This is a genomic window from Nonomuraea sp. NPDC049624, from assembly GCF_040675255.1.
Lineage (GTDB): Bacteria > Actinomycetota > Actinomycetes > Streptosporangiales > Streptosporangiaceae > Nonomuraea.
The window spans coordinates 331,576-344,918 of the sequence record NZ_JBFAOR010000001.1; the positions used below are offsets into that span (position 1 = coordinate 331,576).

At 71.8% G+C, this 13,343-nt stretch carries 12 protein-coding genes; 3 read left to right on the forward strand and 9 right to left on the reverse strand.

The genetic code is table 11. From position 1 onward, the window contains the following. Positions 1–16: 16 nt before the first annotated feature. Both AB0J76_RS01860 and AB0J76_RS01865 read right to left on the reverse strand, forming a co-directional pair. Complete coding sequence (locus AB0J76_RS01860) at positions 17–2,110, reverse strand: glycosyltransferase (protein ID WP_364388444.1); 2,094 nt, start codon at positions 2,108–2,110, stop codon at positions 17–19. Positions 2,111–2,134: 24 nt separating this feature from the next. Beyond that, on the reverse strand, positions 2,135–2,998 hold the full coding sequence (locus AB0J76_RS01865; RefSeq protein WP_352322252.1) for a WecB/TagA/CpsF family glycosyltransferase: 864 nt from the start codon (positions 2,996–2,998) through the stop codon (positions 2,135–2,137). A gap of 62 nt (positions 2,999–3,060) precedes the next feature. Between AB0J76_RS01865 and rfbC the strand changes: the two genes are divergently transcribed. Continuing rightward, complete coding sequence (gene rfbC / locus AB0J76_RS01870; protein ID WP_352322251.1) at positions 3,061–3,606, forward strand: dTDP-4-dehydrorhamnose 3,5-epimerase; 546 nt, start codon at positions 3,061–3,063, stop codon at positions 3,604–3,606. On the opposite strand, the gene AB0J76_RS01875 is transcribed toward rfbC, so the two are convergent. Together AB0J76_RS01875 and AB0J76_RS01880 are read right to left on the reverse strand one after the other, a co-directional pair. Next, a complete protein-coding gene (locus AB0J76_RS01875; protein ID WP_364388448.1) occupies positions 3,545–4,897 on the reverse strand; it encodes an O-antigen ligase family protein in 1,353 nt (450 codons plus the stop codon). The genes rfbC and AB0J76_RS01875 overlap by 62 nt on opposite strands. Beyond that, a complete protein-coding gene (locus AB0J76_RS01880) occupies positions 4,894–5,613 on the reverse strand; it encodes a hypothetical protein (protein ID WP_352322247.1) in 720 nt (239 codons plus the stop codon). The genes AB0J76_RS01875 and AB0J76_RS01880 overlap by 4 nt, the downstream gene beginning before the upstream one ends. A 169-nt stretch (positions 5,614–5,782) precedes the next feature. Here AB0J76_RS01880 and AB0J76_RS01885 point away from each other — a divergent pair, with 169 nt between their 5' ends. Beyond that, positions 5,783–6,667, forward strand: a complete 885-nt coding sequence (locus AB0J76_RS01885) for a DUF6492 family protein (RefSeq protein ID WP_352322246.1) — start codon at positions 5,783–5,785, stop codon at positions 6,665–6,667. On the opposite strand, the gene AB0J76_RS01890 is transcribed toward AB0J76_RS01885, so the two are convergent. Further along, entirely contained in the window at positions 6,664–7,410 is a 747-nt protein-coding gene (locus AB0J76_RS01890) for a hypothetical protein (protein WP_352322244.1), read from the reverse strand. The genes AB0J76_RS01885 and AB0J76_RS01890 overlap by 4 nt on opposite strands. A gap of 257 nt (positions 7,411–7,667) precedes the next feature. On the opposite strand from AB0J76_RS01890, the gene AB0J76_RS01895 reads away from it, so the two are divergent. Next, positions 7,668–8,624, forward strand: a complete 957-nt coding sequence (locus AB0J76_RS01895; RefSeq protein ID WP_364388452.1) for a glycosyltransferase — start codon at positions 7,668–7,670, stop codon at positions 8,622–8,624. A gap of 10 nt (positions 8,625–8,634) precedes the next feature. Here the strand turns inward: AB0J76_RS01895 and AB0J76_RS01900 are convergent, their stop codons facing one another. From AB0J76_RS01900 to AB0J76_RS01915, 4 genes are read right to left on the reverse strand one after another with little or no spacing between them, the layout of a single operon-like run. Then, positions 8,635–10,086, reverse strand: coding sequence for an oligosaccharide flippase family protein (locus AB0J76_RS01900; protein WP_352322240.1), 1,452 nt, complete (start codon positions 10,084–10,086; stop codon positions 8,635–8,637). Then, a complete protein-coding gene (locus AB0J76_RS01905; RefSeq protein WP_364388456.1) occupies positions 10,076–11,056 on the reverse strand; it encodes a hypothetical protein in 981 nt (326 codons plus the stop codon). Before AB0J76_RS01905 ends, AB0J76_RS01900 begins: the two co-directional genes overlap by 11 nt. After that, the gene (locus tag AB0J76_RS01910; RefSeq protein ID WP_352322236.1) at positions 11,044–12,321 is read right to left on the reverse strand and encodes a DUF4910 domain-containing protein; all 1,278 of its coding nucleotides are present in this window, start codon (positions 12,319–12,321) and stop codon (positions 11,044–11,046) included. The genes AB0J76_RS01905 and AB0J76_RS01910 overlap by 13 nt, the downstream gene beginning before the upstream one ends. Then, positions 12,318–13,340: an SDR family oxidoreductase gene (locus tag AB0J76_RS01915; RefSeq protein WP_352322235.1), complete on the reverse strand. Its 1,023-nt coding sequence runs from the start codon at positions 13,338–13,340 to the stop codon at positions 12,318–12,320. Before AB0J76_RS01915 ends, AB0J76_RS01910 begins: the two co-directional genes overlap by 4 nt. Positions 13,341–13,343 lie beyond the last annotated feature (3 nt).

Below are 13,343 nucleotides of genomic sequence, written 5' to 3' on the forward strand. Positions count from 1 at the left end.
TCCCCCGGGCGCCCGCCTAGGCGGGCGGCGTCCGCTCGACCAGCGCCGCCAGGTCCGCGGCCCGCGCGGCCCACGTCTTGCCGGCCAGCGAGGCGCGTAACGCCGCGGGCGGGCTCGGCGCGCCCTCGACCAGGCTCACCTTGATCGCCGTGATGAAGTCCTCGGGCGTACGCGCCACCCTGACCCGGCCGGCGTAGTGGACCAGCTCGTCGAACGCGGTGCTGACCACCGGCAGGCCGAGCGCCAGGTACTCCTTCAGCTTGATCGGATTGGCGTGCCTGATCCACTCGTTGTCCAGCCACGGCATGATCGCCACGTCGAACCCCGACCCGTACGCCGGGATCACCGAGTACGGCCGGAATCCGAGCCAGTGCACGTTGGGGTACTTGGTCAGCCGCTCGACGTCGCCCGTCGCGTCGCCGACCAGCACGAGCGAGACGTCCGGCAGCTCCGTGGCAACCCGTTCGAGCAGCGCGAAGTCGACCACGAAGTCGTCGAGCGCGCCGAAGAAGCCGACGCGCGGCCCCGGGACGGCCAGCAGATCCGGCGGCTGACTCCCGGGCGGCACCCGGGTGAAGTGCTCCAGGTCCACGCCGTGGTCGAGGAAGTGGGCGCGGTCCCCGGTCAGCGACGACTCCTCGCACATCAGGCCGCGGCCCGCGTAGACCACGTGGTCGGCACGTTCCAGCAGGCGGCGTTCCAGCGCCTGGATCGTGGCGGCGTCCGACTCCGGGAAGGCCGAGTGGCGGTCGGAGCGGTTGAACACCAGGGCGCGGCGGCTCATCGGGCGCACCGCGTCCCAGGCGGTCGGGATCGTCACCACGATCACCGGGCGGCGCAGCCCGAGCCAGGCGCAGACCGCCCGCACCTGCGTCCTGATCAGCCAGGCGTTCAGCGCCCGGCCCTGCCGACTGTTGTAGAGGGGGACGGGAAGCGGCGACATCACCCACAGGCGCGGCCCCACCCGCCGGACGAACTTGGCCACGCTGCGCAGCTTCCTGACGATGCGCCTGGCCGGGAACGTCGTCCGTCCGGGCACCGGCATGCGCATGCCGATGCTGTTGACGATCAGGACCCGGCGCGAGCCGGCGAGGTGGCGCATGAGCTGGAAGTCGGAGTGCGCCCTGTTGTGGTACCACCAGTCCTGGGCGGAGAAGCAGACGTAGGGCGGCGGCTGCGGCCGCGCCGCCCGGCCCGTCCCGGGCGGCGCGGGCCATTCGGTCATCGTGGCCAGCTCGCGCAGGGCGCGCAGATGGCGCTCGCCGTCCCGGCTGCCCCGGCGAGCCGCGCGCAGCGCCTCGTTCAGCGCGACAGCCAGCCTCATGAGCTGGGCCCGGGGCCGCCCGTGCCGCTCGCGGTGCAGGCGGACGCGGTTGAGCGCGGCCAGCGTCCACAGCGGGCTGGAGTTGGCCTGCTCGCCGCCGAGGTGGACGGCGTGCGCCCGCGGTTCGTAGGCGATGGCGAACCCGTGGTCGCGGGCGCGCAACATGTACTCGGTCTCCTCGGAGTACAGGAAGTACCGCTCGTCGAGCAGGCCCACGGCGTCCAGGCAGGCTCGGGAGATCAGCCAGGCCGCGCCGGTCGCCCAGTCGGGGCTGCCTAGGCTGTCGTAGCGGCGAGGGTCCACGACCAGTTCGCCGAGCGGCGCGTACCTGCCTGCTCTGAGCCCGCCGAGCAGGGCCTCGCCGAGCGCCCTGAGCACGGTCGGACGACGGCGCAGCGACAGCTGGAGCGTGCCGTCCGCGTCCGTCAGCCGAGGCACCGCGATGCCCGCGCCCGCCCGGCCCAGCCGCTCGCGCAGCAGGCGCACCGAGCCCGGTCCGAGCCTGATGTCGGCGTTCAGCACGAGGACGTCACAGCCGGGGGCGGCGGTGATGCCCGCGTTCACGCCGGCCGCGAACCCTCCGTTGCGGCCCGTCCTGACCAACTCGACGCGCGGCCCGGCGGCGAGCACCCGATCCACCGTGTCGTCGGCCGAGTCGTTGTCCACCACGATCGTCCTGGCGGCTCCCGCCCCGCGCAGCGCGGGCTCCAGGCTGGCCAGGCACTCCTCGATGATCTCGCCGCTGTTGTAGGTGACGATGACGACGGCAAGCCCGGGCACGCTCATCTGCGGAAACCAATCTCTGGACGGTCAGGGACGGTGGTCTGCGGTCAGGCGCCGCCACGCGGTCCCGGCCAGCAGCCTGAGCGCGAAGGGCAGGTCGTCGCGCAGGTATCGGCGCACCAGGCGGCGGGGCTCCAGCGCGAGCCGGAAGATCCATTCGCCGCCCGCGCGCTGCATGGCGCGGGGGGCCCGCCTGAAGTGCCCGGCGGCCATCGGGATGCCCGCCCCGCAGCCCAGGTACCAGGCGCGCGGCAGTTCGGGGCGGAGCGCGGCCATGACCCGTTCCTGCTTGGGGAAGCCGAGCCCCACCAGGACCAGGTCGGGCGCCGCCGCGCGGACCTCCCGCACGACCTCCTCCATGCCGCCCGGCTCGCGCTCGAAGCCGAAGGGCGGCGAGGACGAGCCGGCCACCCGCAGTCCGGGGCAGCGTCCGGCGAGCACCTCGCCCGCCGTCCGCGCCACGCCGGGTTCGCCGCCCAGCAGGAACACCGAGCGTCCTTCGCGCGCGGCGCTCTCGCTGAGGGTGAAGACCAGGGAGGCGCCGGTGACGCGGTCCGGCAGGGCCAGGCCCGCCAGCCTGGCGGCCCACACGACGGGCATGCCGTCGGCCACGACCAGTTCGGCCTCCGCCACGAGCGCGGCGAGCCCGGGATCACGGGTGGCGGCCCTGACGATGTCCACGTTCGCGGTGACGATCGAGCCGCCGCGGCCGTCCCGCCAGCCCTGAGTGACCAGGCCGGCGACCTCGGTCTCGGTCAGGGCCATGACCTCGACGGCCCCGACACGGGCGCGTGGGACGACTTCGTACGGGGAGTGGTCCACCAGGATGCCCTCACCCTCCTCGGGCTTGACGCCACTTGACCCGCGCCGCCAGTCCTTCCTTTTTGTCATCGGAGGAGGGCATTCTCCGTTACACACTGGATGCCAGAGTCGTCAGAGGTCAGGATGGCTTCATGAGAGTCGAGCGCGGCGCGCTGGCCGGGACCCTGCTGTTCGTCCCCACCCCTCACCTCGACGATCGCGGCCTGTTCACCAGGACGTTCGACGCCGCGATCGCCAGGGAGCACGGGCTGGACCCGGCCGCCTTCATCCAGGACAGCCAGTCGCGCACGGTCGCCGGCGGGATCAGGGCCCTGCACGGCAGGTCGGGGCGCGGCGAGGCCAAACTCGTCAGGTGCGCGCGCGGGGCCGTCCACGACGTGCTGGTCGACGCGCGTCCCGGCTCGCCCACCTTCGGCGAGCGGATGACGGTGGTGCTCGACGACCGTGCCTTCACCCACTTGTACGTGCCCCCCGGCCTCCTGCACGGCTACCAGGCGCTCACCGAGGCCGACGTCTGCTACCGCATCGACCGGGAGCACGACCCGTCCGAGGACGTCTCGGTGCGCTACGACGACCCCGACCTGGACATCGCCTGGCCGCTGCCGGTCACCGCGATCAGCGCGCGGGATCTGGCAGCCGGCTCGTGGAAGGAGGCACGGCGGCGCCTGGGGGCGTGACCTCCCGGCGTACCGCCCGCAGCAGCGCGCCGGCCAGGCCGATCAGCAGGAAGGCCAGCGAGTTGGCGGTGCTGAAGGAGTTGAGGTCGAACGTGGCGCAGCCGATCAGCGGCACGGCCAGGCACGCCGTCAACGTCAGCCCGAGGTCCTTGGCGCGCACGTCCGCGCTGATCCTCCTGGCCCGCATCGCCGCCCACATCCCGATCAGGAAGAGCCCGACGAACGCCAGCAGCCCCAACACCCCGCCCTGCACGCCGGTCAGCAGGTACTGGTTGTCGAAGACCGGGTGGTGCGGCGGGAACCAGGTGCCGTTCCCCCGCCCGAGCAGGGGATGCCGGGCGAACTCGGAGACCGCGGTCGAGTAGTCGTTGGTCCGCCAGCGCAGGCTCTCGTCGTTGTCCAGGTTGGTGAACAACCCGAAGATCGCCCCGAGCAGCCCGGGGACGAACAGCCGCAGCAGGACGAGGAACCCGACCAGCCCGGCCGCCGCCCTGAGCCGCCTGGCGTTGTTCCAGCCCACCAGCAGGATCGCGCCCGAGGACGCGAGGCCCAGCACCGTCGAGCGCGAGGCCGAGAACGCCATGCCACAGGCGACCAGCGAGCACAGGATCCACCAGCGCAGCGCGGGCACCCTGCGCTCCCAGGCGTCGTAGGCGTAGTGCAGCGCCACCGGCAGCACCATCGCCGACACGACCCCGAACTCGATGGGGTGCCCGGCCGTCGAGGCCACCCTGTTGACCCCGTTGCGCTGCAGGATCGTCTCCTCGACCGCGCGCAGCCGGGCGCCGGGGACCTGCATGTACTGGGTGATGTCGAACGACAGCAGGAACTGGATCCCGCCGATCACGCCCATGACGGCACCGGCGACGACGAGCGTCTTCAGCACCAGGTCGAGGCGGTCGCGGCCGGACACGCCGTCCACGGCGAGCAGCGACATGCCGACGATGCCCACCGTGATCACCAGGATGTGGTCGGACAGCTCCAGCTCGTAGGAGGGCAGGTAGCCGGCCGCGGTGTAACCGTAGGTGATCAGGAAGGCCAGCACGTAGAAGTAGATCCCGTACCTGACCGGCGACGGGCCCTTGGCCGCGCCGAGCGTGCTGGTCAGGTGGGCGCAGAACCACCACACGGCGGCGAACAGCCCGACGGCCTCGGCGTAGGTGAGGTCGAACGGCAACCCGCCGATCACCTGGCGGGCCGGCACCAGCATGAGGACCACCACGAAGATCGCGCACAGGGTGGCGCCGTCGGCGCTGCGCACGGCTCCCACGGGACGAGGGGCGACGTTCAAGGCCGCAACACCGCTTCCTTGTCCGGGGCGGACGTTCCCGCGTCGTCGGGCGGCCCCTCCTCCCGCCGCCTCCGCAGCCCGTCCATGATGCTCTCGGCGGCGAACGACGAGCCCAGCGCCGCCATGACGCCCAGCGCGAACACGGCGGCGGCCGTACGGGTCTTGCCGCCGCGCTGTCCCTGGGGTTCGGTGGGCGCGACCATCTCGGTCAGGTTGATGTACGTCTCCGGCGGGGCGTTCAGGACCTGCTGCCGCCGCTTCAGCTCGACCTTCGCCCGCTCGGCCACCCGCTCGACCAGCGCCTTGGCGTCCTGGGGCGAGCGGCTGGTGCCCTCGATGACCACGAAGGGCGCGCTGATGAGCAGCTCGGGGTTGGGGTGGCCGTTGTTGACCTTGTAGCTGGTCGTGGAGTCGGGCCGCACGCCGAGCTGCCCGGCCACCTCGGGCCCGTTGAGTATCTGGACCAGCACCGAGGCCGTCATGTTGAGACCGCCGTCGAAGTTCAGCATGGGGTTGACCAGCGGGTTCGGCTCGGTGGGCCGCGCCGGCCGGTAGGAGCCGCTGGTCGGCACCGTGAGCACCAGGAGCGACGTCGAGGAGTACTGCGTCGGGATCGTGGCGTATACGCCGTAGGCGAGCGTGAGGGTCAGCAGCAGGGCGGGGAGTGCCACGTACCAGCGGCGCAGGAGGACGGTGATCGCTTTCCAGAAGTCCAACACAGCCCCCAGACAGGTTTCCCCCGATATCCAGGCAATCGCCAGGAACGCGGATGGTGTTACCCCTCACCTGTAACGTGCCAAAGTCGCGCGTCGATAGACGGTGGGCCGACACAGCCGTCCACGAAAGGTGAGCCGTGGAAGAGTGCCGCGCGCCGGAGGGCCGACCATGAGGACGCTCTCGGTCGTGACCCCGAGCTACGGACCCGATGCCGGGCAGTTCGCCGACCTGCACCGTTCGGTGCTGGAGTGCACCCCCGACGACACGGTCCACCACGTGGTCGTCCCGGCGGCCGACCTCGGGCTGTTCCGGGCGTACGAGGGGCCGCGCTGCCGGGTCCGGACGGTGGAGAGCCTGCTGCCCGGCCGGTACGTCAAGGTGCCGCGGAAGGGCCTGTGGGTCAACGTGCTGCGGCCCTGGCCCCCGGTACGCGGCTGGGTGATGCAGCAGATCGTCAAGCTCGCCGCCACCGCGGCCATGGACACCGACGTGGTCCTGGTGGCCGACTCCGACGTGGTGCTGGTCCGGCCGGTCACCGCCGAGCGCGCCCTGATCGACGGCCGCGTGCTGCTGCACCGGCTGGAGGACGGCGTCCATCCCCTCATGACCCGGCACGTCCTGTGGCATCGCGTCGCCCGCGAGCTGCTCCGGCTTCCGCCGCCGCCCGAGCCGCCGCTGCCCGACTACATGAGCCCGCTGACCTTCTGGCGGCCGGCCGTCGTACGCGCCCTTCAGGACAGGTTGCGGGAGACCACCGGGCGGCACTGGATCGACGCCTTCGGCTCGCGGCTGCACGTGTCGGAGTTCATGCTCTACGGCGTCTTCGTGGACGAGGTGCTCAGCGCCACGGAGGGCCGCCCGCCCTCGGACACCTCGATCTGCCACAAGAACCCGGACGAGTCGCCGATGGACCTGGCGACCGCACTCGACTTCGCCGGACGGCTGGGCCCCGGCGCGATCGGCATGCTGATCTCCTCCAAGTCCGGCACCCCCGACGACGTGCGGCAGGGGGCCATCAGACGCTGCACGGAGATCGCCGGCCGGACGCCCTAACGATGCGGGTTCGGCGCGGCCTGTCCGTCGGGAACGTCCTCGTCGTCGGCGACGCTGTTCAGCGGGGTGCCGGCGGGAACCTGGCCGTTGGCGGAGTGTTCCTTGGCGGGCGTCCCCGCCGCCACCTCGGCCTCCTGGGGCGCGTCGTCGTCCGCCTTCGCGGTCCCGGCCGGCGGGCGGCGGGGGAAGAGCCCCCGCACCACCACCCCGTACGCGCCGGCGAGGCCGAGGAACAACGTGGCGACCAGCACGCCCACGGCGAGCTGCGTCCGCCGGGCGCCGTCGTACTCGGGCGGCAGCAGGGCGACGGTGTTGATCGCGATGAACGTGGTCTTGGGCGCGCCGAGCTTGGTCTGGTAGGCGATCAGCTCCTCGCGCAGGCGCTGGTGCGCCCGCTCCAGGATGCGCTGGGCGGTCCCCGGCTCGCCGCTCTCGACCTTGACGTGCAGGAACGGGCCGAGCGTCACGACGCCGAGCAGGTCGGAGTTGGACCGTCCGTCGTCGATCACGACCTCGGTGCCGTCGTTCTCCCGTACGCCCAGCTTGCCCATCTCCTCCTTGCTGTTGATCGCGACGATCAGGATGCCCGCCACGGTCCGCAGCCCGTCGTTGTACTGGAGCAGCGGGTTGGTCAGGCCGACCGGCTTGGTCGGGTCCATGGAGAGCGTGCCGCCGCTCGGCGGCGCGGTCAGGATGAGGGACGACTCGGCCTTGTAGCGCGACGGGCCCAGGAGGAAGGCCACCGCGGCGAGGAGGAGGCCGGCGGCGAGGATGGGGATGACAATGTTCTTCCGTCGAACGAGCCGCAGCAAATCGTTCCAAAAGGCCATTGTCCCGACCAACCCCCTGCCAGTACGGGTTTGTCTCGCCATATTGCGATGCAGATGGCTTATCGTGTCCAGAAGGTGGGATGTTACGAATGGTTGGTACATCTTGCCGCACGGCACCCTTCGCGAGACCATGTCGCCCGCCCGCCGAAGAATCCTCGAGAGGTCGCCGGATGACGTCCCGAATTCCGGAAGAACGTTCCACAGCGTCCTTGATCGGCCAGGCGGAGCCGCCGATCGGCGTGGGCCTGCCGGTCTACAACGGCGAGCCGTACCTGGCCGGCGCGTTGCGTTCGGTGCTCGCGCAGAAGGACGCCGACTTCGAACTGGTGATCGCCGACAACTGCTCGACCGACGGCACCGAGGAGTTGTGCCGCGAGACCGCGCGGACCGATCCGCGCGTGCGGTACATCCGCAGGGACCGGAACATCGGCGTCACGGCCAACCACAACGCCCTCATGCACGAGACGCGCGGCGAGTTCTTCTCCTACGCCACCTCCGACGACGAATACCGCGAAGACCGGCTCGCCCTGCTCTCCGCGGCACTGCGACGCCATCCCGAGGCCGCCGCGGCCCTCTCGGCCGTCGAGGAGATCGACGAGGACGGCCAGACGATCGGCTTCTGGCGGGACGAGTCGCCGACGGTTCAGCCCGCCCCGGCCGCCCGGCTGCGCCACCGGATGCTCAACTACGACGACACCATGCACTTCTACGGCCTCATCCGCCGCGAGACGCTGCTGCGGGCCAGGCCGCTGGAGCCGATCCTGCCCGCCGACCGGGTGATCATCGCGGGCTGGGCGCTGTTCGGGCCGCTCGTCGTGGTGGACGAGCCGCTGCTGCGGCACCGCAACCACCCGGGCAGCGACAGCCAGGCCAACCACGCCCGCCGGTACCGTGCCCGGGAGATGCCCGGTGACCAGCGCTTCTTCCTCCCCAACGTGGAGGAGGGCAGGGCGCTGCTACGGGTGATCCACGCCGCGCCGATGGGCTTCGGCCAGCGGTTGCGCGCCTACGCGGCGTTGCGTCCCTGGCTGGCCAGGAACGCCGTGCCGATGGCGCGCAACGTCGCCCATTCCGCGATCGACGTGGCGCGCAGCCTGCGTCCCCGGCGCGCGGACCCCGGGCCCTGACCGCCCCGGCTCAGCCGGTCGCCACCTCGCGGATCTGCCTGAACCGGGCGCGCGAGATCCCGACGACCACGTAGACGGCGAAGCCGGCCGCGCCCGCCGCCACGAGCTGCACGAGCACGACGGCGTCCGAGGTCAGCCCGGCGACGAGCCAGGCCGCCGCGCCGCCCGCCAGGCCGCCCAGCAGCAGCCGCGCGACGGGCGCCGCGACCGGCGCGATCACCACGCCCGACCGGTGCAGCTGCCAGACCGCCACGGGCAGCCCGACCAGGAACGCGGCCACCACGTGCCCGATCGCCACGCCCCGGATGCCGCCCAGCTCGGCCCCCAGGTAGAGCGCGGGCAGCAACACGGCCGCCCAGCTCAGGTTCATCCACACGATGCGCCGGGTGACGCCGAGTGAGGTGAGGATGTCGAACGCCAGCGCGGTGAGCATGCGCACCACCATGAGCGCCATCAGGAAGGACAGGGCAGCCGCGGCCGGTTGCCAGCGGGGTCCGTACAGCAGGGCGACGAGCTGCGGCGCGAGCACGCCGATCAGCACCGCGACCGGCGTCACCAGCATGATCAGCATGGGCACGATCTGCTGGACGCGGTCGGAGAAGGCGGCCGGGTTCTCGTCGGCGACCCGGGAGAAGCCGGGCAGCGTGACGTGCCGCAGTGCCTCGCCGATCAGGCCGGGCACCCAGCTCGACACGTTCATGGCCAGCATGTAGTAGCCCAGCATGGTGAGGCCCAGCGTCCTGCCGACGATGACCGCGTCTGCGTTGAGCACCAGGGCCTCCAGCCCCAGGCTGCCGGCCAGCGGCACGCCGAAGCGCAGCAGCCGGCCCGCGATGGCCCGGTCGAAGCCGAGCCGGAAGGGCACCTTGGCCCACCACAGCACCAGCGCCCCACTGACCAGCGAGTTGGCCACCGCGCCGAGGGCGAAGCTGTAGACGCCCGCGCCGAGCGCCGCCAGCGTGATCGCCAGCGGCACCTGTACGGCGATGCCCATCATGTTCGCCTTGGCGATCATGTCCTGCCGGAAGCCGCGCAACATGATCGCGCTGCGGACGTTGACGAAGCCGTCGATGACGATGATCAGGGTGAGCAGCCGTACGACGGGGGTCGCCGACTCGCTGCCCGCCATGGCCGTGAAGAACGGCGCGGAGAACCAGAACAGCGCGTACACGGTCACGCTGATCGTCAGGACCACGGTGGTCGCGGTGGCCACCATGTCCTCCAGCCTGCCCCGCCACTGCACCACGGCCGCCACGATCCCGGCGTCGTTGACGTAGAACAGGAACTGGTTGGCCGAGAGCGCGACGGCGTACAGGCCGAAGTCCTCGCGCGCGAGGAGGCGGGCCAGCACCAGGCTCATGGCGAAGGTGGCCAGCTTCGAGGCGCCTCTGGCGACCAGCCCCCAGCGCAGCCCCCGGGCCGCCGACCCCGCCCTGGTGCTCTCGACCGGCTCACTCGTCATCCGCGACCCGCTCCAGCCAGATCTCCCGCCAGAACGGGAAGAACTCCCGGGGGCAGTTGAGCGAGTGCACGCCCGCGCACACCACGTCCTCCAGGACGATGCACGGCGTCTTCATCTCCAGCATGCGCCCGGTCCGCTCGTCCAGGCACCGCTCGACCCTGGCGCGCACCCGGGCGGTCGTGCCGCAGTAGCGGGCCAGCTCGGCGTCGAAGTTCATGCCGCGGTTGGACAGCTCCTCGTTGACGGTGTCGAGGATCTCCTCCCTGGACCGGACGCGCACGAGCTCACCGGGTCGCAGGTCGAGCGTTCTCACCGGGGTGCGGCCGCGCACGCTGCCGGTCATGTGCCCCCAGGGCCTGCCCTTGTTGATCAGGATCGCCGCCGGCAGCCGCTTCCTCGTGGCGTGCTGGAACCGGTTGTACAGCCCGATGGCGACGGCCCGCGCCGTCTGGCCGAGGCCGGCGTTGCCCGTGCGCACGTCGGCCACGAACTGCTTGACGTCGGCCATCGGCAGCGGCTGGGGCGCGGCTCTGAGCAGCTCGGTCGCCTGGCAGGAGTACCGTGCGCAACCGTCTTCGCCGGGGGGCTTGCGGGTGTTGACCTCCAGCAGCGGCAGCAGCCGCGAGTCCGGCACGGTGTCGGGCGGCGGATCGCCCGCCTCGACCCGCCGGATCCAGGCCGTCTTCCAGTACATGGAGCAGGCCGTCTGGCAGCCGCCGTGCGCCGCGCCGTCGCAGCGCGCGGAGACCAGGTGCACGGCGTCCTCCATGCGGCGCAGGCCCGTCTTGTACAACGTGTCGCACAACTTGTGCGCCACCTTGTGCACGGTGAGGCGCTGGCCGCAGAACTTCACCATCTCCGGCATGAACGGCAGTCCGTCCAGCTCGCCGTTCTCGTCCAGGGTCGCGAGGATCTCGGCCTCGCCGCGGACCTCCACCAGATCGCCCGCGCGCAGGCTCATTCCGTGCATTCCGCCACCAGTTCCGCCTCTCGTAGGCTCTGCGCGGCCTCGGCGATCGCGGCGAACGGCAGGCCGGACCGCTGGGCCACGTCGAGCAGCGTGTTGTCTCCGTCGGAAAGGTTCAGCACCCAGAGCATCGCCAGCTGCGCCTGTTTGGTGTCGCTGCGCCCGCCCAGCGCGTCGTACAGCCCGCGCCGGCCGAGCTGCGGCTCCCCGTACGGCCGGAGGTTGACGTAACGCCGGTTGCCTTCGAGCACCGCGAACGTCTCCCAGCAGGTCTCCAGCGTGTCCTCCAGCGACTCCGGCAGCACGAAGTCCGGGTCGTCGCCGGAGGTGTGGTACTCGGGATAGCTCGCGTAGGTCGAGCGGGTCAGGGAGCCGACCGGCAGGTCGAAGCCGGGCGAGCAGTACTGCCGCTCGTCGTAGCCGTAGGGCGAGAAGTCGAGCGTGGAGTGCGGCCGGCCCGAGGAGGCCAGCACGTACGCCATCGCCCGGTCGATCTCGGCGTCGCCGCGCCTGCTGCGCTTGTAGGTGAGCGCGCCGGCGTCTCCCGCGCAGGCCAGCACCAGACCGTGCCGGACCCGCCCGGCCGCCTCCCGGTTGCGGGCCAGCCAGGTGATCGAGCCGATGGTGCCCGGCGCGAACAGGAACCGGTAGGTGTGCCGCGGGCGGGTCCCGGCCAGCCGCCGGGCCAGCCAGACGGCCACCGCGATGCCGGCGAGGTTGTCGTTGGCCAGCGAGGGATGACAGGTGTGGCAGGAGATCAGCACCTCCTCCTCGCTTGCGCCGGGCACGACGTGCTCGGCGTAGGTGAGGTGCCCGTCGGCCAGCGTGGAGTCGATGACGACCTCGTAGTCGCCGTCCGCCAGGCCGTCCAGGGTCTCCTGGCGCAGGCAGAAACCCCAGTCCTCGGCCCAGTAGCTGGTCCGGTACGGGACGAGGTCCGGCTGGTCGGGCAGCGTGTGCAGGCGGCCGCGCAGCTCGCGCAGCGGCATCGTCGCCGAGACCGGGACGCTGTAGCCCACGACGTGCAGGTTGGACTCGGCGAAGTCGACGACCTTGCGCCCGGCGGGGTCCCGGACGTAGGCGTCCCGGATGTTCCACTCGCGTGGCACGTGCCAGTCGAGCACCGGGGTCCCGGTGGGCACCTCGTACACCTTCAGCGGCAGATGCTCGCCGATGACATCGAGGGTGGCCCTGACCCCGTCGCCCGTGATGCTCCTGCACAGCGGGTAGAGGCGTCTCACCAGCTCGTGCATCTCCTTGCCGCTCACTGTGGCCGCAGCTCCCCGTCCACCGTGCCGTCGGCCTGCCGGTCGGCCAGCCGGGCCAGCCGGGTGAACCGCCGTTCGAAGCCCTGGCTGGTGAGGCCGTGGCGGCGGTAGGCGTCGATCAGCTCGATCGCGCCCTCCTTCACCGTCCAGCGGGCCTCGTAACCGGGGAGCGCGGCCCGCACCCGGGAGAAGTCCACCCGGTACGAGCGCGGGTCCGCCCCCGTCTCCCCCGTGATGACCAGCGTCGATCCCGGCACCGCCGCGACCACGGCGGCGGCGATCTCGGCCACCGTGACGTTGTTCTGCTCGCTGCCGACGTTGAACGCCCGCGCGTGCACGGCCTCCCGGGGAGCGGTCAGCGCGGCCGCGAACGCCTCGGCGATGTCGAGGGCGTGCACGAGCGGCCGCCAGGGTGTGCCGTCGGACAGCACCCTGACCTCACCGGACAGGTGGGCGTGTCCCACCAGGTTGTTGAGCACGATGTCGGCGCGCAGCCGGGGGGAGAAGCCGAAGGCCGTCGCGTTGCGCAGGAAGACCGGGGTGAAGTCGTCGTCGGCCAGGTCGAGCAGCGCGTCCTCGACCCTGACCTTGGACTCGGCGTACGGCGTCAGCGGACGCAGCGGCGCGTCCTCCGTCACCAGCTGCCCGCCTCCCGACGAGCCGTAGACCGAGCAGGTGGAGGCGTACAGGAAGCGCTTGGCCCCCGCCTCACGGGCCAGCCGGGCCAGCCGGACCGAGGCGTGGTAGTTGATGTCGTAGGTCAGCTCGGGCGCCAGCGAGCCCAGCGGGTCGTTGGACAGCGCGGCCAGGTGCACGACCGCGTCGAAGCCGGCCAGCGCCTCGGCGGGCACGTCGCGCAGGTCGGCGGCCAGCCCGAGCGGCTCGGGTGGGGGCGGGCCGAGCACGCAGTCGGCGAACAGGCCCGAGTCGAGGCCGGTCACCTCGTGCCCGGCCGCGACCAGGACGGGGGCCATGACGGTGCCCAGGTAACCCTGGTGCCCGGTCAGGAGTACACGCATGTC